This window comes from Arenibacter sp. P308M17, assembly GCF_003426735.1.
Lineage (GTDB): Bacteria > Bacteroidota > Bacteroidia > Flavobacteriales > Flavobacteriaceae > Arenibacter.
In genome coordinates this window covers 403834-426242 of the sequence record NZ_QVON01000002.1, presented here as the reverse complement: position 1 = coordinate 426242, position 22409 = coordinate 403834, and the positions used below count along the sequence as shown (strand labels likewise).

Genomic DNA, 22409 nt, shown 5'->3' with positions numbered 1-22409 from the left:
TGATTTTTAGGTGAGGTCATTTGAAAAAGGCATGTCCCAATTGGTAGATTCCCCCCCACTGCCAACCAAGGACAAGGTGTATTAACTTTAAACCTATATCGAAATGAAAAAAATTAGTATACTCATTTGTTTTGTAACTTTTCTTTGCTGTTCCCCTAAAAAGGAAAGTATTGGTTCAACCGCCATATTGATAACTGATGTCAATATTGTTGATGTGGGCAATGGGAATATCCTAAAAAATAGGCAGGTAGTAATCGACTCCGGAAAAATAAAAAAAATAGTTGGGTCTGTCGGGAACGCCGATGATTACCCCAACAAAATTGACGGTAAGGACAAATACCTTATTCCAGGACTGGCGGAAATGCATGCCCATATTCCCCAGCCCCCAACCAGTGACACCCGTATAGAGGAAACCTTGTTTTTATACCTTTCTAATGGCATTACCACCATTAGGGGAATGTTGGGCCATCCAACCCATCTGGTTTTAAGGGAAAAGGCGTTGAAAGGGGAAGTGCTGAGCCCCCGGATTTTCACCTCCAGCCCTTCCTTTAATGGCAATTCCGTTACTACCAAGGAAGAGGCCGTAGAGAAAGTTACCGCATATAAAAATGAGGGGTACGATTTTTTAAAAATACATCCAGGGATGCAGTTGGAAGTTTTTGATCAAATGGTAGCAACCGCCAATGAGTTGAATATACCATTTGCAGGCCATGTGCCGGTAATGGTAGGTATACGTCACGCCTTGGAAAGCAAATATGCTTCCATAGACCATGTAGATGGCTATTTGGAAGGATTAGTGCCGGAATCTGAAGATGTTGATCCTTCCGCGAATGGATTTTTTGGCTACTCCTTTACCAATATGGCGGATACTTCCAAAATTGATGAATTGGTGACATTGTCCAAAAAGAACCAAGTATGGATCGTACCTACCCAAAGTTTGTTCGAGAGGTGGTTTGCCCCTGTTAGCTCCGATGAATTGTTGAAACAACCGGAAATGAAGTATATGCCCGTTTCTACCTTGGAGGATTGGAAGAGAAGAAAGGATGAGTCCACAGGACCTGAAACTGGATTTAACGCAGAGCAATGGAATAAGTTTACGGACATAAGAAGACAGTTGATCCAAAAACTACAGGAGAACGGACATGGTATGTTATTGGGTTCGGATGCGCCCCAATTGTTCAACGTACCCGGCTTTTCCATACATCATGAGATAGAAGGGCTTCTAGACGCGGGACTCACCCCTTTGGAGATTTTGCAGTCCGGTACCATTAATCCGGCCATTTTCTTTGAAATGGAAGATACGTTCGGAAACATAAAAGAAGGTCTTGATGCAGATTTAGTATTATTAAATGCCAATCCCTTGTCGGATATTACGGCGCTAAAAGATATTTCCGGCGTTGTGGTCCGGGGCAAATGGTTATCCAAGGAGGCCATAGCAGAGAAGTTGGGGCAGATAGCCAATAATGCCAAAAATAATTAATCTTCGATAATTTATCCACTGACCATTACTTGGAGTTTTGGGACGGATCTATGATTTGAATGCTCGCATCGGATCAGGGAGAACGACTTTATTGGATTTAATTGATCGAATTTCCCTTAAAATAGGGATTTCCGTAAAAAGTATATTTTTGTGCGGAGAGGAACATGGAATTTTGAAAAAATAAACGAATTAACATTATGAGGAAAGTTTTAGGCGTGCTGATGCTTATTTCAGCGATTACAGTTGAGGCACAGGTAAATGGGGAAGACAGGTTGGGATCATGGCATATGTATTTTGGCACCAATAGGATCAGCAACAAATTCAGTATCCATTCCGAAGCACAGCTCCGCTATTATGAACAGGCCAAAAATTTTAACCAATTGCTGTTAAGAGCGGGTTTAAACTATCATATCGACGCCAATGCATGGACCACTTTTGGATATGGCTATATTGTTACCGACGGCAGCTTCGAGGAATTTCCAGAGGAAACGAATTCTATTGAACACCGCATTTTTGAACGGTTTTTCTTAAAAAATAAGGTATGGGAGTTTAACTTTGAACACAGATATACCTTGGAACAACGCTTTTTGGATTTTAGGGATAGGACCGATGTACAACATAGGATGCGGTATCGTTTACAAATGACAGTTCCTTTGACCAATACCTTTTTTCTTAATTTCTACGATGAGATCTTTATCAATCTTCAAGAGGATATTTTTGGTCAAAACCGACTTTACGCCGCTTTGGGAATAAACGTAACAGAAAATTTGAACCTCCAATTGGGATACCTGAAAAATCATTTTTCGGAGGCCCATTATGATCGTCTGCAGGTAGCTGTTACTTATAACCCCGATTTAAGGGGTGTACTGAAGAAGAAAAAATAGGATTATGAACCATCAAAAAGTAAGTTTTAATAATGGGAATGGAGAAACTATGATCATTTCATTTTAAAGAATTGGTCGACAATATTTTTTATGCTTAACTTTATGCCTAATATTTCAAATAAAATATCATGAAAAAAATTGCTTTTGCATGCTTAAGTGTCCTCTTAATAACCGGGATAAACTGTAAGGATGCCAAAAAAGGACAGGATGGTGGAACCGTAGAATTGGAGGCCGCCCCTTCGGAAAAATTTAGCTTGGTCAAGGATTCTACCAAAGTAAGTTTTACCGCTTATAAAACTACCGAAAAATTGCCGGTCGGTGGCAAGTTTACCAAAATAAATATTACAAATTCCAAGGAAGGCAGTACGGCCATGGAAGCCCTTAGCGGTACCACTTTTAGTATTCCCGTAAGCAGTTTGTTTACCAATGACGCCACAGGAACCAGGGATCCAAAAATTTTGGAATTCTTTTTCGGGGTAATGGATAATACAGAACTTATTTCAGGGGTATTTAAAGTTTCAGGCGGGGATAAATGTTCTATAGACGTTACATTGAACGGAAAAACGGCGAATATTCCCCTTGAACATGAAATGTTTGGCGATAATGGGCATTCCTTTAAGGGTATTATGAATTTGGAGAATTGGGACGCATTGAATGCGGTGGAATCCATAAATAAGGCCTGTGAAGTGTTACATACTGGTAAGGACGGCGTTAGTATGACTTGGAGCGAAGTTGCCGTTCATGCCGATGTTCTTTTGCAAAAAAAATAGTGCTTAAGTAATTGGGAAAGTGCATTGTACCAATTCATTTTTCTTTTAATTATAAGGACTGTGGTTATAATCCCCTTATTCGATCTTGTAATAAGGGGATTATAATTTAAAATAACCAATTTTTAACTCCATTAAGTTATAAAATAACCCATATCCCCTATTGGCTTGACATCCTTTGCCAAAATTGGTAATTTTAGAAACACCTTAAAAAATGAGAAGAGATGAAAAATATTAAATTATTATTCTTAACGGTACTTTTTCTGGGTACCTACAGTTGTAAGCAGGCCAAGAAAGAAACCAAAGGCATTATGGAAAATGTTGAAGCAACGATAGAGGAAACAAACAACGGGACTGAAGTTAAAACCCTAAAGTTTTCCATGGAACCAAAAAGTGATAGTAATGTTGAAGGAGAGGTAAGCTTTACGGAAGAAAATGGAACCGTTAGCATGAAAGCCAGCTTGACCGGATTGACGCCGGGTGAGCATGCGATTCATATCCATGAAAAAGCGGACTGCTCTTCGGCCGACGGAAAATCTACCGGAGGACATTGGAATCCGACCTTTGCCACACATGGCAAATGGGGTTCTACAGAAGGTTATCACCGAGGAGATATTGGGAATTTTGTGGCAGATTCACAGGGCAATGCCACTGTGGAATTTTCTACTGACGAATGGTGTTTGGGATGTGCGGACGATACCAAAAATTTAATAGGAAAAGGAGTAATAGTCCATCAAGGAGTGGATGATTATGTTACCCAGCCCACTGGTGATGCGGGGGGAAGAATAAGTTGTGCCGGTATCATAGAATAAACACCAATTTGGAAAAAAATATTAAGCTGCTTTTTGGGCAGCTTTTTTTATCTTTAAGAAAAAATTCTTGAATGGAATTAGAAATAATTGTTGAACAATTTCAAAAAAAGGATGCTATCGCTTTTCAAAAGCTTTATAATATGTATTCCGAAAATATTTGTGGCGTAATAAATACTATTGTAAAGAATACGGAAGTTGCCGAAGAGATTTGTCAAGATGTTTTTATGAAGGCATGGAACAATGCGGAAAGCTATAATGCCTCCAAAGGAAGGTTCTTTACATGGATACTCAACATTGCTAGGAATGCCGCTATCGATGAAATACGCAGTAAGTCGTATAAAAACAATAAAAAGAACCTTTCCGCCGATTACTTCGTAGGTATTTTGGAAAGTGTAACAGATAATGAAGATGGCAAGGAAGATATAATTGGGTTAAAAAAACTATTGGTAGATTTAAAGGAAAAGTGTATCAAGATCATAGAATTACTTTACTTTAAGGGACTTACACAAAAAGAAGTATCAGAAGAATTGGATATTCCATTGGGAACGGTAAAGACAAGAAATAGAAGCTGTATTTCCCAGATAAGGACGAACATTACATTATAATATGGATACAAAGGAATACATAGCATCCGGTATATTGGAACTTTATGTTGCAGGGACCCTTTCCGAACTGGAAAATTTGGAGGTGTATCTAAATTCGGAAAAATACCCAGAGATAAAGAAGGAAATCGAAGAGATTGAGGCTTCCGTTTTGTCAATTACCAAATCCGTTTCCCCGGGAATAAAGGGATATGGTGATCTATTGAATAGAATGGATGGGGCAAATATCGCTAAAACCGGGACAATTGGGAATAAAGTAAGTTGGACGGCCTATTTGGGCTGGGCCGCATCCTTAGTATTTATGGTAGGTTTACTTTGGCTTTATCAACAGAACGATCAATTGAAATTAGACCTGGAAATAGTTTCCAGGGAAAAGGATGCCATGGAACAGCAGATTGCCGATTCCAACAATTCCTTGGCCAAAACCGAGGATTTATTGAAAACCATTCGTGATAAGAATATTACGGTAGTGGTACTGAACGGACAGACCGTCTCCCCTACTTCCTATGCAAAAGCCTATTGGAACAAGGGGGAAAAGAAAGTTTTTATTGATGCGCAAGGCCTGCCCGACCCTCCAAATGGATTTGTTTACCAAGTATGGTCCCTGACATTAAATCCGTTGACACCAACCAGTATGGGACTGTTGGAGGATTTTGTTGATGATGACAATAAAGTATTTGCCTTGGCCAATCCCAATGAATCCGAAGCATTCGGCATTACCTTGGAACCTGCCGGGGGTAGTGAATCCCCTAATTTGGAACAGCTCTATACTTTAGGGGTGGCCACATCTTAGCTATGAAGTGATTTAAACTTTTTCAATTGGCTAAAACCTGCCCGATCCGGTACGGGCAGGAATTGCCCTTTTGAACCCACTTTTTTTGACTTTCCTGCCAGTAGGCAGGTTTTCATTCCGTAGCCCTGCCACGCAACTTAAAAAAGTATTCAATTGGGTACATAATTGCTAATTTTCGCTTCAATCCAAAAAACTTAAATCACTTTAATTAATGATTCCTAAGGTAATATATAATTAGGATGTATGGTGGAAGGTTATAGTACAACCCTATCCATACATATCTGTTTTTGACATGGAAGGATTTCAAAATAGAACAAAAAACTATGAAATTTTACTAATAACTATTCCTACAAATTATTGGACCTTTGTCTAGTTTAACACCCCAATATCTAATAATATGAACCTATCCAATACTTTAAAAGGGATACTAGGATGCATTATTACGTTATTCTTTTGTTCTATTTCCGCCCAGGAATCCAAGATGGCCGGCTTAAGTAAGTCCGATGGTTATGAAAACAGCAAAAGAGCCCACAAATATCATGAACTTCTAAGACTGGGGTTTAAGGAAAACGAAATATTCGAGGATCTGGGCAATGCCCACTTTTTGGCAGGGAATTATGGGGAAGCCATATTTTGGTATAAAAAATTAATGGATACGAATATCGGTTCTACGCCCAAAGCAAGTTATTATGAGCGCTATCTTTTCGCTTTAGATAAAATGGGATCTACCGTAGTGGAAACTACTGCGAAAGATAAGGATTGGCTGGCCCAAATTAAAGGGGACTATCAAGTAAATACCGGCCCGGAAGAAAATAATACTCATCCTGAAAAAGTAGGCAAATACAAGGATTTTAACTTTCAACAGCCACAAGAACCAGTGGTGTCCAGGGAATTGACCCTGGAAGATCTGGGTTTGGAAAATGAGGGGATATCGGATCTTGGGAACAAGGAAAAGTATAAATTTGCCTATAATGCCCCCATTGCGATTACCGAAGATGGCCGTACCGCCTATTTTAGCAAGGCCGTATATACTAAGCCCTTGGTCGGGCTCTTATCTAAAAAAGAATTGGTACACAGGATATTCAAGGCCATTAAAATTAATGGGGAATGGCAGGACATAAAAGAAGTGACCTTGGTCCCAAAACATTATTCGGCCATTCACCCTACCGTTTCGCCAGACGGAAAGCGATTGTTCTTCGCCTCCAATATGCCCGGTACTTTTGGGAAATATGATATCTACGTAGCAGATATCGACAACGATGGTTCCTTTAGTGTTGCTAAAAATTTAGGTCTGAAAGTAAACACGGACGATAACGATCTTTATCCGAAAATTATAGGTGGATCTTCCTTGGTCTTTGCTTCGGAAGGTAGAAAAGGTTTTGGCGGATTGGACGTCTTTATGGTTCAGGTAGATCAAAGGAAAGTGGGGACTTCCGTTAACCTTGGAACCGACATCAATAGTACGGAAGATGAATTTTCAATTTTGCTGACCGGTAATAATGGAATGGGGTACGTAATGTCCAATAGGGGTGAAAGGGAAAGTAATCCCCAAAGGGTGGCATTTACCTATTCCAAAGAGAAAAGGGACATATTATTGGAGAAAAAGAAATTCAATATCTTGGAAAGTATGGATGACAAGGCGCAAATTAATTTTTCCAATACTGTTTTTGAGGAGTAAGGCTTACCTATATATTGATCGGTATTGGGTAAAGTAGAATATAAATACTATGATAAATTAACAGTAAGAATTTACTTACTATTTTGTAATTTGGTCCTCTATTTTTTTGGACCATTTCAATTCAATTTTCCTAAAGCCCCGACCAGGTTGATGGTCAACTTAAAATGAATGATCCAAGTTAGGCGAGAGACACGCATATATGATTATAAAGAACAAATTATGATCTGAATAAATAAATTTTCCCCCTTGGATGAACTGCAGAGATGCCATATTTAAGAAGGTATTGCTCCTAGTGTTATTTTGCATTGTACTCTGCAATGGTGCCGTATTTTCTCAAGAAGCCAATTCCAATTTTAATTCCTCTACCTCCTATCACAACCAATTGGTTTATAATAGGTTCTTAGTTCACCCTGCGTTTTCCTTGGTAAGGGAAAACAAATCCTATGTAAATATTCTTCATCAAAATCAATATGCCACTTTTAACGATAACAACCAGAATTATTTTCTGGGATTTGGCAATAAACTAAATGATAACACTGCCATGGGATTGGGTATCTATTCCCATCGGGCGGGCGTTGTACAGGAATTTGGATTAAACGCCAACTATGCCACTTCCGTACAATTGGGTAGGAAAAGTAGTCTAAGCTTCGGAACCAATGTTACTTATCTTAATTCTGGAATCGATAAAAACAGGATTATAGCTTCGGAAAACGACCCGGAAATCTTGGATGCCAGAAAAGAAACCAGATTGGCCCTTCAACCCGGTATGGTATACTCCGTAGGTGCATTAGATTTTGGTCTATATGCCCAAGATCTTATCAGTTATAATCAAACGACCAATAGTGTTATCACCAATTTTAGCGACAAATCCCTAAAGGCCTCTGTTCAATATACGCATGAACTCAACGCTAGGAGGGGGTTGTTCACCAATGGTAGGGTGATGCCGTTGCTACAGGTCCATAGGGATGAGGAAGATAATTTTTCCATAGCCGGATCGGTATTGTTGGACTTGCCGGATTATGGATGGCTACAGTCTACCCTGGATGATAGATATGGTTTATCAGTGGGGCTAGGATTTAATCTAGGGAAAAAAATGACCTTGGGATATGTATTTGAAAAGAATTTTCTAAAATACGGAGCCAGCCTTGGTTGGAACCATGAACTATCCCTGGCTTACACATTTAAAAATGACTTCCCCAATACCAGGAAACCAATTGTAAATTCAACCTATAGAAAGCCTACTCCGTCCAAGAAAAAAAAATCGGACCCCCTTGTAAAAAATTACGAAAAGGAGATTAAAAAACTGAAGGCCGAAATACAACGAAGGGATCAGGTCATACCATCGGGCGATCAAAATTCCACAGAGAAAATTGAGGATTATACCGTTAACGATGGTTCCGCGAATCAAATGTTAAGGTTGGGTTCCGGCAATGACAGTAATTGCGAATGCCAAAATACATTGGCGTACGAAAATCATTTGATTTTAAAGGAGTTACTTAAAAATCAATACGCCAAAAATGACGATTCCAAAGACCATATAATAAACCTTACCATTAATACTGCCAATGCAGACAAGGTCAACAAAAATGATGATTGTCAAAATACCCTTGCCTATGAAAATCGGTTGATTTTGGATGGACTTATCCTAAGACAGGATTCGTTGGAATCTGCAAACAAAAAGGAGATCGACAAAAGGTTCGATATGCTGGTACGAATCCTAAAGAACGAAATAAAGCAGTACATGAAAACCGATCTTCAGAAATTGGATAATGAACAATACGAAACTGCTGTTGCCGATATTCAGGAAAAGACCATTTACCGAATAAATAACGCGGAGAATAAGGATTACCCCAAATTACCGATTAGGATGGAGCAACAAGCGGGTATTGCCGGGTTAAAGACAGGTTATTATTTGATAGCCAACGTTTATAAGAATAAGGAAAATGTGGACTCCTTTATAAGCGATCTTAAACACAAGGGAATTAGTGCCAAACATTTTTATAATAAGGAAAAAGGCCTGTATTATGTGTATTTGGCAGATTATAAAAAGAGGGATGAGGCCGAAATGGCGTATACCACGGATTTGGAAGGTAAATATCTAAATGAAAAATGGATTATGAAGGTAAATAACAACCCTGCTACCGTAGAGAATTTATATGAAGACGGGGATGCGCCAATTGACGGTTTTGAATAGCTCTAAATACTTTTATCTAGTGTTCCGGTTCAAGTTTCGGCTTGGTATTCAGTACATAGTATTGAGATTGAATGGCCTTCAGTTGGCAGTGGCAGTTGGCAGGGGGGCCAAGGTTCATAATACACAATTGTCGAATGGAAATAATTCAGGAAAATAGAATAATTTTTAATAATAATTCATAATTGTCCTTATAATTTTATTTTGTAAGAAAATACATCTATTTTTTATGGTAATTCTAAATATAATTCCTACCTTTAAATTTTATTAACATAATTTTAAGGTTTAAGAATAATTATAGGAAGACAGCGCATATCGTTTAAGATTTACCTACGGTCTTATTATGAAAGCAGTATTTTCCTTATTATTTAACATAAGAGTAAAACAGAAATAGTGTAAATAATTGATCCCCAATCTCCAAATCCCCAAATCATGAAAACCTACCCCTACCAATTAAGAAAACAAAAGACGTTTAACTGCATTTCAGCCAGCAAAATATTTCTTTTCCGCTTCTTCGGGCAATAGTACATCATTTGGATCAAGGATAATTGCCAGTACCAAGTATTGCCCTTGATTGTTATTATTGATGTATAAGCTTAAAGGAATCCCCCAAACCCCAAATTTTATGAAATCCAACGTTTTAAAAGTTATCGTAATAGACCATGAGCTGTCTTTACACCAAGCCTACCACCATTATTTTGAAACTTATAAAGAATATTCACTTGAGGGAATATATGTTTCCGTACATGAAGCACTGTTGGATTACGACAAGGTATTGCCCAATATTATAGTGTCTGAAGTAACCATGCCGGATAGTTGCGGTATTGAAGGTATTGGACTATTTCGTAAGAAAGATCCTGAAGTTAATATTATTATGATTAGTGGTCAAATTGATTTTGATATTATAAAAAGGGCCTTTAAAAATATGGCGAACGGTTATCTTTCGAAGCCTATTGGCCTTGAGAGTATGCATCATGCCCTAAATGAGATCAGGTACGAAGGAGCTACGATAAGCAATGATATAGCCAAGAAAATAATTTCTATGTTCCAAAGAAAACCCCTTGCTTCTTTTTCGGAAAGGGAAAATCAGATCATAGAGCATCTATGTCAGGGAGCTACCTATAAGACAATTGCAGAAAATTTATTTGTTACCCCAAGTACGGTAAATTTCCATATTCAGAATATTTATCTAAAGTTAAATGTAAACTCAAAATCGGAGGCTCTGAGCAAATTGAGGGAAATGGAATATGCTGCCCAATTAATTTAATCTCAAGAAAGTTAAGAATTCATTGCCGAAATTATAAATTCCTTGAATTCCTTTGAAATAGGAATCAGGGTATTATTGATCAATATATCTTTGGAGTTGATGGCATCGATATGGTCCACATTAACAATATAGGATTTATGTGCCCTGTAAAACTTATGTTGGGGCAGTTTCTCCAAATAATCTTTAAGGGGAGATCTGACCAAAAACTTTTTATCTACTGTATTTACTTCCAAATAAACGTTATCCGCTTTAATAAACTGGATATCCCCAAATTGGATTCTGTAATACAAATGTTGCTTTTTAACGAAAATGGAATCCTTTAATACTTTGTTGGACATTAGTCTGTCATCTTCCTCTTCCTGACTTTCCGAGGATGCTCCAGTATTTTTAACAGAAGTAAAATTGGATAGGGCAATTTCAATAGAGGTATATAGATCCTGTTGTTCAAATGGTTTTACCAAATAGCCATTGGGCTTAACCGTCTTGGCATTTTCAACCGTGGCCCGATCGGAATTGGAGGTTACGAATATAAAGGGGATATTATAGTTTTCCCTAATATGCTTGCCCAAATCTATCCCTGTTTTATCGGAGGCCAATATAATGTCGATCAATACCAGATCAACTTCTTTGTTTTTTAAGACCTCAACGGCCTGTTCGTAAACAATAACATTATCTACGATTTCGTATCCAATCTCTTCCAACATGGATTGCATATCATCTGCAATAATCACATTGTCCTCTACAATAAGAATTCTAATCGGTTGTTCCAAAGCTGTTTTGTTTGATTGGTTATTGTCTCAAAATTACGAAAAATTATTAAAACTAAAATAAAACAGAATCGACAATAAAAAAGTGCTTAGCGCCAACTTTTTCAATTCAGGATCCAGCTGTACCGTATTCTTCAGTTTCCACATTTTGTTTAAATGCATAAATATAGGTACATATGCCACTAAATGAATGGTATTTTTCCAATGATGGTATTGCATACCGGTAAAGACCAACATACATATAAAACTGATTGTGATTAGGAGGGCATGGTATATTTTCCCATTTTTGATTCCCATCTTTACTATCAGGGTGTTTTTATTGGAAGCCTTGTCCGACTCATAGTCCCTTAAATTATTAAGATTTAGTACCCCAGTACTCAAAAGGCCTATTGCCATTGCCGGCAAGATGGCCATTGTATAAAGTGTTTTGGTATAAAGGAACATGGATCCCATTACGCCTAGCAGACCAAAAAAGAGAAATACGAATAAATCTCCCAGACCTTTATATCCGTAGGCCGAAGAACCAATAGTATATTTTATGGCCGCCCATATACTTAGTATTCCAAGTATTCCAAAAATTAGGGTAAAAAGCAGGTTCCTAGTTCCAAAGGAGACTAGTAAAAGGGCGACAGTTAAAAGGGTGCATAAAAAAATTGAAAATAAAATACCAATTTTAAGTTCGTACCGGGACAATTTCCCGCTTTGCAGGGCACGCTTGGGCCCTACCCTATTTTCGTTATCGGTGCCTTTAACCCCATCGCCATAATCATTGGCAAAATTTGAAGTGATCTGGTATCCGATCGTGGTTAAAAGGGCAAATACAAAAATATCCAAACGAAATTGGCCGTACAAGCTTCCAAGTGCAGTACCCACGACTATTCCGGACAATGAAAGAGGAAGTGTCCTCAAACGGGCTGCATTGATCCACGCTTTAACTTTCAGCAATTTAATAGGGATCTTCTATTTCTAAACGCTTTCCTTCTTTGTAAGAAGCAACAAATGCATCCTCAAATCCCATTTTTACCAATTGGAACCTAAAAGATCTGGCTTCCTCCAAGGTTTCAAAATTTCCCAAGGAGTAGGAATAAAAGGGATTGGTTTTTACAAAAATGGTATTGTTAAGGGATTCCGATGTAAGGGTTATATTGTTGTCTATAAACGATTTAACCTGTACGGAATAAATTTTTTCTTTATCCAGAAACTTTTTGGCCAAATAGAACTCTTTCACCAAGCTAAGTTCTTCGTTCTGCTCCTTAAGATTATCTATTCTTGCCTTTATGACCTCCAAACTATCTATGGACACCAAGAGGTTATTGTTCAAGTTGTTCCTATTTTCATAGTTGGACGATCTTATAAATCCTGCATTGTAGGAGAAAATGGCCAGAGTTCCGATTAAAAAAAGCACGGTAATACTTCCAAATAGATTACGCTGTATCTTACTGCGCTTTAATTCCTTGTTCTTGTATTTTATTTGATCCAGTAGACGCTCATTTATAATTTGGGCCTTGTCTATATCTTTATGCAATTCCAATAAATCGCTTTCCTCTATAAATGGCATAGTCTTAAATTGTTTAGGGGATGGGTTCTAAAATTAGTGAAAATAAACCGACTATTTATGTTTTTGAACATGCTTGTTGCAAAAGTAATGGATTTTGTTGCAAAACGGCAAATAATTAAATCTAAAAACCTTAAATAATTGGACATCATCAACTTGAAGTCTGTTATTTAAAGCTTATAACAATTTTATACTTTCCGGTCCAATTTCTATTTTTCTTTCTTTGTACAAAGCTCCGATTCCCTTTTTAAAGGTCTTCTTGCTCATCTGCAGCATTCTTTTTATATCCTCTGGATCGGATCTGTCATGTAAATTCAAGACTCCACCATTGGAAACAAGTTTTTCATAAATAAGATTTGCTGCAGGCTCCAAACTTTCGTATCCAATTGGTTGTAAGCTAACATCTATCTTGTTATCGGGCCTAATATTTTTAATGTATCCTTTCAACTTATCCCCGACGGCCACTTTTTTGAAGATTTCATTGGCGTATACCAGTCCTTTGTGCTTATTGTTGATAATCACCTCCCAGCCCAAATCTGTCTGTCTGGTAACCACAAGGTCTACTTGGTCCAGCGCTTGCACGCTTAAGTTGTCATTGGACAAAAACTTATCCAACTTGTTGGAAGCGACCAATCTATCTGTTTTTTCATCCAAATAGCAATATACCACATACCATTGCCCTTCCTGCATTTTATTGCGTTGTTCCCTAAAAGGAACTAACAAATGCTTCTCCAATCCCCAGTCCATAAACGCACCAAATTCGTTTACTTCTGCAACTTGGAGCAATTGAAACTGATCTACAGTGACAAAAGGAACCAAGGTAGTGGCCACAATGCGCTCTTCGTGATCCAGATAACAAAATACTTCCAAATGTTCCCCTATCCCAAATTCCTCTGGGACATACTTATTGGGCAATAGTACATCATTGCCTTCATCATCGCCCAAAAAGAGACCCACTGTGGTGTCCCTCAGTATTTCTAAATTATTATATTTTCCAAGTGCTATCATTGGGCAAAAATACATTTAAAAAGAATCCCGATAAAAAAAAGCCGCTCTTTTTAAAGGCGGCTCATATGTATATACTATAATTGCTATTTATTATTATTTATAGACGGACTCCTTTTTAAAGTGTTTGGCCAACATATAATATACTACCGCCCTGTGCTTACTCTTCACGGAACTACCGTATTTATCCGTTACGCTTTTAATGGCCTCCTCTAATTGGGGGCTATCCTTTAATCCAAGTTTTTTAATCAGGAAGTTATTTTTAACCGTTTGCAATTCTTTATCATCCGTTCCGGAAACTTTAGAGGCATCCATATTATATATGGAAGGCCCTAATCCTATGGTGACTTTCTTTAATAAATCCATATTTGGGGTTTCACCAAATTTATCCTTGATGTCGGCAGCATATTTTTCGATCAATTCATCTCTTTTGCTCATAGTTGTTATTCTTAATGATTAGGTTAATATTTAATACCCTTCTAAGATATGAAATCAAAATAACTGAGCAAAATATTGTTATTCAATATTCTTGGGGTTTTTATTTCCAGAATTTTTGGTTTTTTGGATTCGTTATAAAAATTGCCCAAGGCCTTGTTTAAGTCGGTTTTATTTGAAACTGATTCAAATTCAAAGCTATACAATTCTGCAAGGGATTGGATCTGAAGCTCATGTGTTGTCTCAAAGAAGGTATTAAAATTGTCGGTATCCTCTTTCCCCGGCAAAATCCTGAAAATACCGCCCCCATCGTTATTGATTACTATTATCCTAAAATTGGGCTTAATGTAATTATTCCAGAGACCATTGCTGTCATAGAGAAAACTTAAATCGCCCGTAAGCAGTAGTGTTGGATTGGAATCTTGGATAGAAGCCCCTATGGCCGTAGAAGTGCTTCCGTCTATACCACTGGTGCCCCTATTGCAGAAAACACGGATGGAGGGCTCCAGATCGAATAATTGGGCATATCTCACCGTAGAACTATTGGACAGTTGTAGTTGATAATTACTTGGAATGTTCTCCAGGGCCTTATGGAAGACCCACATGTCCGAAAATGGTATTTCCTGCAAGTATTTTTCCCTTCTCGACCTGTAATGATTTTTTCTTATTGCCCAAAAACCGTAGTAATTGCCTTCTTGGACGGGGGTGTTGGCCAAAAGGTGTTTGAATAGTTCGTTGGGATTCGTTTTAAAGTGTTTGGTCAAGCAAAAAAAAGTATTGTATGCCTTTTTGGTATTTACATGCCAATGCATCAATGGGGCGTATTCCCTTAAAAAGGCTTTTATTTTTTTGGAAACTATGAGTCCACCTATGGTTAGCACAATTTCAGGACGTAGCATTTTAAACAATTCATCCCTGTCGGCAGATTTCTCTATGGGGGCTATAATACTATCTATACTGGGGAAGAAGTTGGAATGGAATAAATTGGAGGTGCATTCCGTCATTACCAAAACCGTGGGGTCCTTGGCCAGGATTTCCAAATACCTCCGATCTATGGTATCTGGAGAATTTACACCTACCAATACCAATTTTCGACAAGCTTTTTGCCATTTATGAACATAGTCCTTCCATTCTTCAGGATCTTTTTCGCTGTGGTTGTTCAAGGGTTTTATTTGAGGCAAAACTGAAAGTTTCTCCACGGTTTCGTACAAGGGCTCTTCGAACGGAATATTGATATGCACGGGTGCATTGTCGGCAAAGGCAATATTTAGGGCCTCGTTAAGCACTTTGTCATTATACTTTTGCACCATGGATTGGGATTGGTCTACCGTGCTGTTGGCAAATTGATCGGGACTGTATTTCCAAACTTTTTGGGTGGCGTGACTTACATCCTGTTTCAGGTTTGCGGAATAACCAATATGCCTCTCAAAAACATTTTCCTGCCTTATGGTTTGTCCGTCCCCGATATCCACTTTATAAGATGGCCTATCCGCAGATATGACAATAATGGGAACATCGCTGTAAAAGGCTTCCGCAATGGCGGGGTAATAATTTAACAATGCACTGCCCGAGGTGCATAAAATTACCGTAGGTTGTTTTAGTTGCTGTGCCATGCCCAGGGCAAAAAATGCAGCGCAGCGCTCGTCAACGATACTGTAACACTTAAAAAATGGATCTTCCGAAAAACTTATGGTCAAGGGGGCATTTCTTGATCCCGGGGAAATAATTATATTTTTGATGTCCCTTGCCTTGCAATGTAGAACAAGGGACTGTGCGGTGGGAATATTGGAATATTTCATATTTGCAAAGTTACAGCTATGGTATTTCTTAAACCCATTCAATTTTGGTTTACTTTAGAATAATATTTAACATAGTACTACTTTTATCCAGGGTCTCCTGCCATTCCTTTTCAGGAACGGACCTATTGGTTATACCTCCACCAACATACACTTTTACCGTATTTTCCAATTGCTGCATACATCTAAGGTTCACAAATAGTGAGGTTTTGTTCTTTATGGTCCTATAGGCCTTGTTTTCCTGATTCTTTCTTGTTGAAGGTCTTCTTATATCTTCCTTTAAATTTAGTTCCCCTAAGAACCCGGTATAGAATTGCCGTTCGTAACCCTCATTTTGCAGAATGAACTCTTTAGCAGTATTTTTGGGCAACCCACATACGGCCGGGGTTGGGTGCAGGGCATCTATAATTTCTTTTAGGCAGGTATTATCCATACTCCCGGTTACGGATGTTTTTATATGCCATAGATTCCCGGCCTTAAATGACATGGGCTCTGATACTACGAGGGAAGATACCTTGTTTTTTAGGGAGTTATGGATAAATTGGGTCACCATCGCCTGCTCCTCCTTTTCTTTTTCCTTCCAAATTGGCATCTCACCGGCCCTGTACAATTGGGTGCCTGCCAAGGACATAGTCCTAAACTTATTATTTTCTGTTTCTAAAAATATTTCTGGAGTGGCTCCCAACCACATGCCGATTTTTGGGTGGAACCAGATATAACAAAAAGCCTTAGGGTAGTGTATCAGAAGGTCACTGAACATTACAAAAGTTGTCTTGGAGACCGCTACCTCTATACTTCTGGAAAGAACTACCTTTTTTAATTCTCCCGAATCAATGGTGTTGATTGCCCGTTGGATTAACTTGAGGTAAAAACTTTTATCGGAGTCCAGGTTCAAGGAAGGATAAATTGGGTTTCCAATAGATTCGGCTCCCAATGTTACGGCTTCGGCAATAGTTCTATCCTTTTTGATCAATACCGAAGCTGCTTCCCCATCAAAGGGAGCAAAAACGAAGCCGCTCTCGGTATAGTCGGTTACCTTATATAATTCCTGATCATTTTGAAAAATCACCTTTACCTCGGCCTCATTGGGTTTCCTGTAGGCTACAAATGGCAGACCCTTACTAAACTGTACCTTAATTTGATCCAAAAAATCTTGGGACATATTATTTTTTTAATAGGGCAATGGTGGTAAGTTTGCAAATTGAAATTAGGTTCCCGTCCTTGTCCGTTACTTTTATATCCCAGATTTGCGTTGTTCGGCCTTTATGTACCACCTCTGCCCTAGCGTAAACATCCCCTTCCCTGATACTCTTGACATGATTGGCCGAAATTTCCAATCCACGAACAAAAAATTTTTTGGTATCCAAAAAAATGTGGGAAGCCATACTTCCTACACTTTCGGCCAATGCAACCGTTGCCCCACCATGTAGGACTCCATCTGGCTGGTGCACTTCTTGGGAAACAGGCATTTTGGCCAACAAATAATTCTCTCCTACATCAATATATTCTATATTCAAGGTTTCCATCAAGGTAGCCTTATTGGACTCATTACAAATTTTTAGAATTTTTTCTTTGTATTCGTTCATGAATTATTTTTTTGTAAAATTAAGCATTAGAAATTCAACAATTAAATTACTTTATATCTTATCCCAAAATTTATGGAACCCAAGGAAAAACAAATTTCATATACCAGCTCCAACACCTATAGTACTATGAATAGGCTGAATGAAAGGACCAAGAATGTTTGGATCATATTTCATGGGATTGGATTTTTGAGCAGGTATTTCATTAGGTATTTTGAGGGATTGCCCAAAGATGAAAATTATATTATTGCTCCCCAAGCACCTTCAAAGTATTACTTAAAAAAAGATTTTAGACATGTGGGGGCCAGTTGGCTTACAAAGGAAAACACGGTTTTGGATACGATAAACGTTCTAAATTATATGGATAAGCTGTTTGTATCGGAAAAAATACCCGCCCATTGCCAGTTGATCGTATTGGGATTTTCCCAAGGGGTATCCATCGCAACACGTTGGACCGCGAAGAGTAAAATAAACTTGGATCAGCTGATTCTATATGCTGGGGGTATTCCCGAGGAACTAACTTCTGAGGATTTTAAATTTTTAGTTGCAAGAAATGCCAAGGTGAAAATGGTGTTGGGCAATAAGGATGAATTTATAACCGGGGCCCGTTTGGAAAAAGAGAAGGAAAGGATGGACTCCCTGTTTAACGGAATTGCCCAATGGATTAAATTTGATGGCGGACATGAAATAAAAAAGGATGTTTTAATAAATCTAATGGAATGAATAACTATACCCCTATTCTGGAAAATAATTATGTAAAACTGGCTCCATTGACCTTAAGCAACTACCATTTCCTGCTGCATATTGCCGTTGAGGAAAAACTTGTCCAGTATTCCCCATCCGACATTGCGACTGCAGAAGCTCTAAGAAAGTATGTGGAACAAGCTCTTGAAAAGGAAAGTGTTTGTTTGGGCATGCCCTTTATTATCTATGATAAAAATAGTAAAAAGTATGCAGGAAGTACCCAATTTATGAATATCGACAAAAAAAATAAGGTTCTTGAAATAGGTTCCACATGGATAGGAAGGGAATTTCAGGGCACAGGCCTTAATGGCCAGGTAAAAGGGCTTATGCTCCAGTACGCGTTTAATGGAATGATGTTCGAAAAAGTTGAATTCAGAATTGACGAACGCAATGTTCGATCCCGTAAGGCTGTTGAAAAATTGGGAGCCAAACTGGAAGGTATATTGCGTAAAAACATTTACCTGTTGGATGGGTATAAAAGAAATACATGCTGCTATGGCATTTTAAAGGAGGAATGGTGCTGATTTTTTAGTCAATTGAGAAAAGTTTAAATGAGTTTTATAAGAAAATCTATGGTTTCACTTCCTTTATCGGTTGTTTTTCATAATATTTAATCTTTCTGGTCTTATAGGTGTTGTCCGGGGTAACGATCTGTTTTATCCAGTTGCCGGATTCATGGCTATCGTATTGGTAAATATATTCTTGGATGGTTGTCGACTTGCCTTTTACGGTTTTTAATGAAGCAAGTATTCCCTTGTCGTTGTAGGAATACAGGAAACTTTCAGTGGGAATAAATGTTTTTTGTACATCGTCGTAAACAAATTTTTTTTCGGATATCAGTTTATTATGGCCATTATAAGTCTCCTCCAACGCTTTTTGTGGCAGTCCATCCAAAAATTCCTTGGTCAGGATTAACTTGTGGACCGTATTGTCTTTCCCCTTTACTTTGGAGGTTCTTATGGATTTGAATAAAATATCGTTCAAATAATAGGTTTTGGTAAGCTCACCCTTGTACTCTTCATATTTAAGGGAAGTTTCATCAATACCACTATCATTGGTCCGTTTTATGGTAGATAGCTTGCCATCTTCTCCATAATTGTATTCATATTGGTCCAAAAACTCCTTATTGTAAGAGATTATTTTCTCGGTAATTTTTTTACCATCTGTGGTATCCAATTCATAAAAGTTGGCAATGGAGGTACTCTTGACGAAAATACCGTCCCTATAATTTTCCAGCCTTTTCTCCAATAAAACCGCTCCGTCCAATTTGTAGGTTGTTATGTCATAATCGGTATCGTTATAACGTGTAACAGCCTTTGTAAGTAGTCCTTCCTCATTAAAGGTATATTCTTCCTTGCCATAATCGGTCGCCACCATGCAAGATTTTACCGGTCCGCTCAAATCAAAATCTTCCACTGAAAACACCTTTATTTCTTGGCAAGACAGCTCCATGGGGAAGGCAACGCCCAGGATAAGGGAAATACTTAAAAGAAAATGTATGGGGTAGTTTTTTATCATATGCCAAAATTAGTCTTAAAAAGTCATAATAAAAACAAAATGGAAAATAACAAATCCGTGGCATTGGGCTATGCCCTAATATGTTCCTTTCTATAATTTTGGATTCCACATTTAAACTTGGTTATTGGGAGACTGTAAAGGTTGGAAAAGTGTATAATTTAATAAAAATTGAGGTGGGTTGAAATTTTGGGGTTAACCCTTTTCTTACATTTTAAATTCCATTTTTTATGGATTCTTACATTTATGGTATTCATCCTATACTTATAAATTTACTTTTTACCGTTCTTCTTATTTCTAAAGTTGGCCAGATTTTCTTGTACCCTATATTTTACAATTTTGGCTATTAACGGTAAGGGCAAGGGTTGGTTTAATGGAAATTGAACTGAGCCTTTCCCCTGTTTATAAGAGGCCAATTCTTTTTCAAATTCTTTATGACCAGTGGGCGTAGCGTAGAATCCAATATGATTTTTGTACGCAGCGAAGTACACCAACATTCCGTGGTATTTGTAGGCTGGCATCTTGTAGCTGATCATTTCTTCTGCCTCTGGAGCTGCTTCTCGAATGGTATTTCGCAATTTTTCTAAAACTTTCTGTACCATTACCGGGCAATTGGCAATGTATTCAGTAACATCTTTATCTGGACCATTAAAATTAATATTTGGCATATTGTATTTTATTTAGTGAACAACCTCGAGGCAAGCCTGTCTGCCGACAAAGGCAGGCCCACGAGGCATCAGGGAGGAAAACCTGAAAAACATTTTGACGGCCGCCTGAACGGATACGGGCAAGCTTCTGAGCATTTTGAATCTCACTTAGTGAGGTAAAAGATTAATATAACTTCATTATTATTTTGATTTACAGTTACTTGTGTGTTTCAGTATAAATGGTGTGTTTGGAACTCCAAACCATGTAAATAAATATCAAGTTCGGATTCCTCTTTTTCATAGTTAAGCAAGATACTATTGATTGGCCTTTTGGCCAATAAAAATGACGGTTTTTGGATTGATATTTCTTTTGAACTATTTCAAAATGTAATTTTTAGACCAATATTTTTAAACTTATCATTAGGTTGGGTCTTATTATTTTCGTATTGGACAATTTATATCGGTTTGGAATTATTATTAATTTAACATGCCGTATATTTGTTTTTTATAAGATGCCAAACACTAACCCTGGGCATTAAAGTTGTTGCTGTCCCTATCGCCAACGGTGTTAGGGTAATTTATGCTATTCCTTTACCAAGGGTGTAGGTCGACTTTAATACATTATGGTAGTTAGTTTAAATTTCGACCATGAGGAACATTAAATTAAAATGTATTTTAATAGACGATTCTACCGTACAACGCCGTGCAGTGGCCAAAATTATAAAGGAACATTCCAAGCTTGATCTAATAAATGAATACGACAATGGTTTAGATGCCAAAAACGGCCTTGTTGGCAATACTGTTGATTTAATTTTTCTGGACATTGAAATGCCAGGCTTTAACGGATTCGAATTTTTGGATTCTATGGAGTACAAGCCCCAGGTCATACTTGTTTCCGGTAGTCCCAATTATGCCATGAAAGCCTTTGATTATGATGTAACCGATTATTTGCAGAAGCCATTGGACAAAAGGAGATTTGATGTTTCCATTAGAAAGGCAATCAACAAATTTGAAATTCAAAATTCTGAAAAGGTCGAGTTGGAATACATATATGTTAATAGTAACCTTAAGAAAACCAAATTATTCCTGAACGAGATTTTATGGGTAGAAGCTTATGGGGATTATGTAAAAGTAGTTTCATATGAAAAAAAGACCTTAATCCTGTCTACAATGAAGGCATTTGCCAAACAATTGCCCAAGGATAAATTTCTTAGGATCCATAAATCCTTTACTGTTAATCTGGAAAAAATTGAAAATTTTAACGGTTCCACGGTAGAAATAAACGAACAGACAATTCCTTTAAGTAGGCATAAAAAAGAGGCCCTGATCCAGGCTTTGGTGATAATTGAATAGGATTTGCCAAAAAGTTGGGTAGTAGACAATATTGCCGAGTTTTTTTTTTAATATATTTGCTCGATAGATGAGCAAATTATTTTCCATAACACTATCAATTTTATTACTTTTCCAAAGTTTTAACTTGGATATGGTAGATGTTGCCCAGTTGGATGATTTTTTGACCCATGCCGAATTCCATAAACAGAAATACGGGGACAACCTCCTCGTTTTTATATCCAAACATTACGGGGAACTGAAGGCCCAGCACGATTTGGAACATAGGGAAGAAAAGAAGGATCACGAAGAACTGCCCTTCAATCATCAAACCTGCTCCCATTATTCCTCCGCGTTTGTACTGAACGGAGCGGATTTTATGCTACCTAAAACGCCTCAAGTGGCGGATACTAGTTCAAACTTTTTTTATCAAGAGTCTTATTGCCAAATAGAAAAATCCGATATTTTTCAACCCCCCAAGACTGCATAATTCATTACTGATTAATATCATTATTTAACAAGTTGTTTTACAATAGCTTGCCATCTTATTATCTATGAA

The 22409-nt window shown here is 37.8% G+C and carries 23 protein-coding genes; 13 read left to right on the top strand and 10 right to left on the bottom strand.

Annotated elements, in window-relative coordinates; all coding sequences use genetic code 11:
• Nucleotides 1-103: 103 nt before the first annotated feature.
• From D0S24_RS05680 to D0S24_RS05640, 9 genes are all read left to right on the top strand, one after another.
• Nucleotides 104-1480, top strand: a complete 1377-nt coding sequence (locus D0S24_RS05680) for an amidohydrolase family protein (RefSeq protein ID WP_117018893.1) — start codon at nucleotides 104-106, stop codon at nucleotides 1478-1480.
• Between the two features lie 197 nt (nucleotides 1481-1677).
• A complete protein-coding gene (locus tag D0S24_RS05675; RefSeq protein ID WP_117018892.1) occupies nucleotides 1678-2364 on the top strand; it encodes a DUF2490 domain-containing protein in 687 nt (228 codons plus the stop codon).
• Between the two features lie 128 nt (nucleotides 2365-2492).
• Nucleotides 2493-3134: a hypothetical protein gene (locus D0S24_RS05670; RefSeq protein ID WP_117018891.1), complete on the top strand. Its 642-nt coding sequence runs from the start codon at nucleotides 2493-2495 to the stop codon at nucleotides 3132-3134.
• 221 nt (nucleotides 3135-3355) lie between these two features.
• A complete protein-coding gene (locus D0S24_RS05665; protein WP_117018890.1) occupies nucleotides 3356-3943 on the top strand; it encodes a superoxide dismutase family protein in 588 nt (195 codons plus the stop codon).
• A gap of 71 nt (nucleotides 3944-4014) precedes the next feature.
• Entirely contained in the window at nucleotides 4015-4548 is a 534-nt protein-coding gene (locus tag D0S24_RS05660; protein WP_117018889.1) for an RNA polymerase sigma factor, read from the top strand.
• A 1-nt stretch (nucleotide 4549) separates the two neighbouring features.
• A complete protein-coding gene (locus D0S24_RS05655; protein ID WP_117018888.1) occupies nucleotides 4550-5338 on the top strand; it encodes an anti-sigma factor domain-containing protein in 789 nt (262 codons plus the stop codon).
• A gap of 397 nt (nucleotides 5339-5735) precedes the next feature.
• On the top strand, nucleotides 5736-7016 hold the full coding sequence (locus tag D0S24_RS05650) for a PD40 domain-containing protein (RefSeq protein WP_117018887.1): 1281 nt from the start codon (nucleotides 5736-5738) through the stop codon (nucleotides 7014-7016).
• 250 nt (nucleotides 7017-7266) lie between these two features.
• Nucleotides 7267-9210, top strand: a complete 1944-nt coding sequence (locus D0S24_RS05645) for a PorP/SprF family type IX secretion system membrane protein (RefSeq protein WP_117018886.1) — start codon at nucleotides 7267-7269, stop codon at nucleotides 9208-9210.
• 622 nt (nucleotides 9211-9832) lie between these two features.
• Nucleotides 9833-10474, top strand: coding sequence for a response regulator transcription factor (locus D0S24_RS05640; protein ID WP_117018885.1), 642 nt, complete (start codon nucleotides 9833-9835; stop codon nucleotides 10472-10474).
• 11 nt (nucleotides 10475-10485) lie between these two features.
• Here D0S24_RS05640 and D0S24_RS05635 read toward each other — a convergent pair whose 3' ends face one another.
• From D0S24_RS05635 to D0S24_RS05600, 8 genes are all read right to left on the bottom strand, one after another.
• Complete coding sequence (locus tag D0S24_RS05635) at nucleotides 10486-11244, bottom strand: LytTR family DNA-binding domain-containing protein (protein WP_117018884.1); 759 nt, start codon at nucleotides 11242-11244, stop codon at nucleotides 10486-10488.
• A gap of 33 nt (nucleotides 11245-11277) precedes the next feature.
• The gene (gene menA / locus D0S24_RS05630; RefSeq protein WP_117018883.1) at nucleotides 11278-12186 is read right to left on the bottom strand and encodes a 1,4-dihydroxy-2-naphthoate octaprenyltransferase; all 909 of its coding nucleotides are present in this window, start codon (nucleotides 12184-12186) and stop codon (nucleotides 11278-11280) included.
• Between the two features lies 1 nt (nucleotide 12187).
• Nucleotides 12188-12799 (bottom strand): SPOR domain-containing protein, encoded by a 612-nt coding sequence (locus D0S24_RS05625; protein WP_117018882.1) that lies wholly within the window; start codon nucleotides 12797-12799, stop codon nucleotides 12188-12190.
• 174 nt (nucleotides 12800-12973) lie between these two features.
• Nucleotides 12974-13804: a S1 RNA-binding domain-containing protein gene (locus D0S24_RS05620; protein ID WP_117018881.1), complete on the bottom strand. Its 831-nt coding sequence runs from the start codon at nucleotides 13802-13804 to the stop codon at nucleotides 12974-12976.
• Nucleotides 13805-13897: 93 nt separating this feature from the next.
• Nucleotides 13898-14239 (bottom strand): DUF2853 family protein, encoded by a 342-nt coding sequence (locus D0S24_RS05615; protein WP_117018880.1) that lies wholly within the window; start codon nucleotides 14237-14239, stop codon nucleotides 13898-13900.
• Between the two features lie 41 nt (nucleotides 14240-14280).
• Nucleotides 14281-16035: a 2-succinyl-5-enolpyruvyl-6-hydroxy-3-cyclohexene-1-carboxylic-acid synthase gene (menD, locus tag D0S24_RS05610; RefSeq protein ID WP_117018879.1), complete on the bottom strand. Its 1755-nt coding sequence runs from the start codon at nucleotides 16033-16035 to the stop codon at nucleotides 14281-14283.
• A gap of 49 nt (nucleotides 16036-16084) precedes the next feature.
• The gene (locus D0S24_RS05605; protein ID WP_117018878.1) at nucleotides 16085-17194 is read right to left on the bottom strand and encodes a chorismate-binding protein; all 1110 of its coding nucleotides are present in this window, start codon (nucleotides 17192-17194) and stop codon (nucleotides 16085-16087) included.
• Nucleotide 17195: 1 nt separating this feature from the next.
• Nucleotides 17196-17618 carry a PaaI family thioesterase gene (locus tag D0S24_RS05600; RefSeq protein ID WP_117018877.1) on the bottom strand — a complete coding sequence of 141 codons (423 nt, stop codon included), beginning with the start codon at nucleotides 17616-17618 and terminating at the stop codon, nucleotides 17196-17198.
• Between the two features lie 72 nt (nucleotides 17619-17690).
• Here D0S24_RS05600 and D0S24_RS05595 point away from each other — a divergent pair, with 72 nt between their 5' ends.
• On the top strand, nucleotides 17691-18338 hold the full coding sequence (locus D0S24_RS05595; RefSeq protein ID WP_117018876.1) for an alpha/beta hydrolase: 648 nt from the start codon (nucleotides 17691-17693) through the stop codon (nucleotides 18336-18338).
• Nucleotides 18335-18883 carry a GNAT family N-acetyltransferase gene (locus tag D0S24_RS05590; RefSeq protein WP_117018875.1) on the top strand — a complete coding sequence of 183 codons (549 nt, stop codon included), beginning with the start codon at nucleotides 18335-18337 and terminating at the stop codon, nucleotides 18881-18883. The genes D0S24_RS05595 and D0S24_RS05590 overlap by 4 nt, the downstream gene beginning before the upstream one ends.
• A gap of 46 nt (nucleotides 18884-18929) precedes the next feature.
• Here D0S24_RS05590 and D0S24_RS05585 read toward each other — a convergent pair whose 3' ends face one another.
• A complete protein-coding gene (locus D0S24_RS05585) occupies nucleotides 18930-19877 on the bottom strand; it encodes a hypothetical protein (RefSeq protein WP_117018874.1) in 948 nt (315 codons plus the stop codon).
• A gap of 269 nt (nucleotides 19878-20146) precedes the next feature.
• On the bottom strand, nucleotides 20147-20542 hold the full coding sequence (locus tag D0S24_RS05580) for an iron chaperone (protein ID WP_117018873.1): 396 nt from the start codon (nucleotides 20540-20542) through the stop codon (nucleotides 20147-20149).
• A gap of 636 nt (nucleotides 20543-21178) precedes the next feature.
• On the opposite strand from D0S24_RS05580, the gene D0S24_RS05575 reads away from it, so the two are divergent.
• Entirely contained in the window at nucleotides 21179-21874 is a 696-nt protein-coding gene (locus D0S24_RS05575) for a LytTR family DNA-binding domain-containing protein (RefSeq protein ID WP_117019322.1), read from the top strand.
• 67 nt (nucleotides 21875-21941) lie between these two features.
• Nucleotides 21942-22340, top strand: a complete 399-nt coding sequence (locus D0S24_RS05570; RefSeq protein ID WP_117018872.1) for a hypothetical protein — start codon at nucleotides 21942-21944, stop codon at nucleotides 22338-22340.
• The last annotated feature ends 69 nt before the right edge of the window (nucleotides 22341-22409 follow it).

What these genes read in the sequence shown, in the direction of transcription:
- D0S24_RS05585 (WP_117018874.1), bottom strand. Translation starts at nt 19,877, where the DNA reads ATGATAAAAAACTACCCCATACATTTTCTTTTAAGTATTTCCCTTATC.
- D0S24_RS05655 (WP_117018888.1), top strand. Translation starts at nt 4,550, where the DNA reads ATGGATACAAAGGAATACATAGCATCCGGTATATTGGAACTTTATGTT.
- D0S24_RS05590 (WP_117018875.1), top strand. Translation starts at nt 18,335, where the DNA reads ATGAATAACTATACCCCTATTCTGGAAAATAATTATGTAAAACTGGCT.
- D0S24_RS05640 (WP_117018885.1), top strand. Translation starts at nt 9,833, where the DNA reads ATGAAATCCAACGTTTTAAAAGTTATCGTAATAGACCATGAGCTGTCT.
- D0S24_RS05620 (WP_117018881.1), bottom strand. Translation starts at nt 13,804, where the DNA reads ATGATAGCACTTGGAAAATATAATAATTTAGAAATACTGAGGGACACC.
- D0S24_RS05675 (WP_117018892.1), top strand. Translation starts at nt 1,678, where the DNA reads ATGAGGAAAGTTTTAGGCGTGCTGATGCTTATTTCAGCGATTACAGTT.
- D0S24_RS05670 (WP_117018891.1), top strand. Translation starts at nt 2,493, where the DNA reads ATGAAAAAAATTGCTTTTGCATGCTTAAGTGTCCTCTTAATAACCGGG.
- D0S24_RS05625 (WP_117018882.1), bottom strand. Translation starts at nt 12,799, where the DNA reads ATGCCATTTATAGAGGAAAGCGATTTATTGGAATTGCATAAAGATATA.
- D0S24_RS05595 (WP_117018876.1), top strand. Translation starts at nt 17,691, where the DNA reads ATGGAACCCAAGGAAAAACAAATTTCATATACCAGCTCCAACACCTAT.
- D0S24_RS05580 (WP_117018873.1), bottom strand. Translation starts at nt 20,542, where the DNA reads ATGCCAAATATTAATTTTAATGGTCCAGATAAAGATGTTACTGAATAC.
- D0S24_RS05645 (WP_117018886.1), top strand. Translation starts at nt 7,267, where the DNA reads ATGAACTGCAGAGATGCCATATTTAAGAAGGTATTGCTCCTAGTGTTA.
- D0S24_RS05605 (WP_117018878.1), bottom strand. Translation starts at nt 17,194, where the DNA reads ATGTCCCAAGATTTTTTGGATCAAATTAAGGTACAGTTTAGTAAGGGT.
- D0S24_RS05615 (WP_117018880.1), bottom strand. Translation starts at nt 14,239, where the DNA reads ATGAGCAAAAGAGATGAATTGATCGAAAAATATGCTGCCGACATCAAG.
- menD (WP_117018879.1), bottom strand. Translation starts at nt 16,035, where the DNA reads ATGAAATATTCCAATATTCCCACCGCACAGTCCCTTGTTCTACATTGC.
- D0S24_RS05680 (WP_117018893.1), top strand. Translation starts at nt 104, where the DNA reads ATGAAAAAAATTAGTATACTCATTTGTTTTGTAACTTTTCTTTGCTGT.
- D0S24_RS05660 (WP_117018889.1), top strand. Translation starts at nt 4,015, where the DNA reads ATGGAATTAGAAATAATTGTTGAACAATTTCAAAAAAAGGATGCTATC.
- D0S24_RS05665 (WP_117018890.1), top strand. Translation starts at nt 3,356, where the DNA reads ATGAAAAATATTAAATTATTATTCTTAACGGTACTTTTTCTGGGTACC.
- D0S24_RS05600 (WP_117018877.1), bottom strand. Translation starts at nt 17,618, where the DNA reads ATGAACGAATACAAAGAAAAAATTCTAAAAATTTGTAATGAGTCCAAT.
- D0S24_RS05570 (WP_117018872.1), top strand. Translation starts at nt 21,942, where the DNA reads ATGAGCAAATTATTTTCCATAACACTATCAATTTTATTACTTTTCCAA.
- D0S24_RS05650 (WP_117018887.1), top strand. Translation starts at nt 5,736, where the DNA reads ATGAACCTATCCAATACTTTAAAAGGGATACTAGGATGCATTATTACG.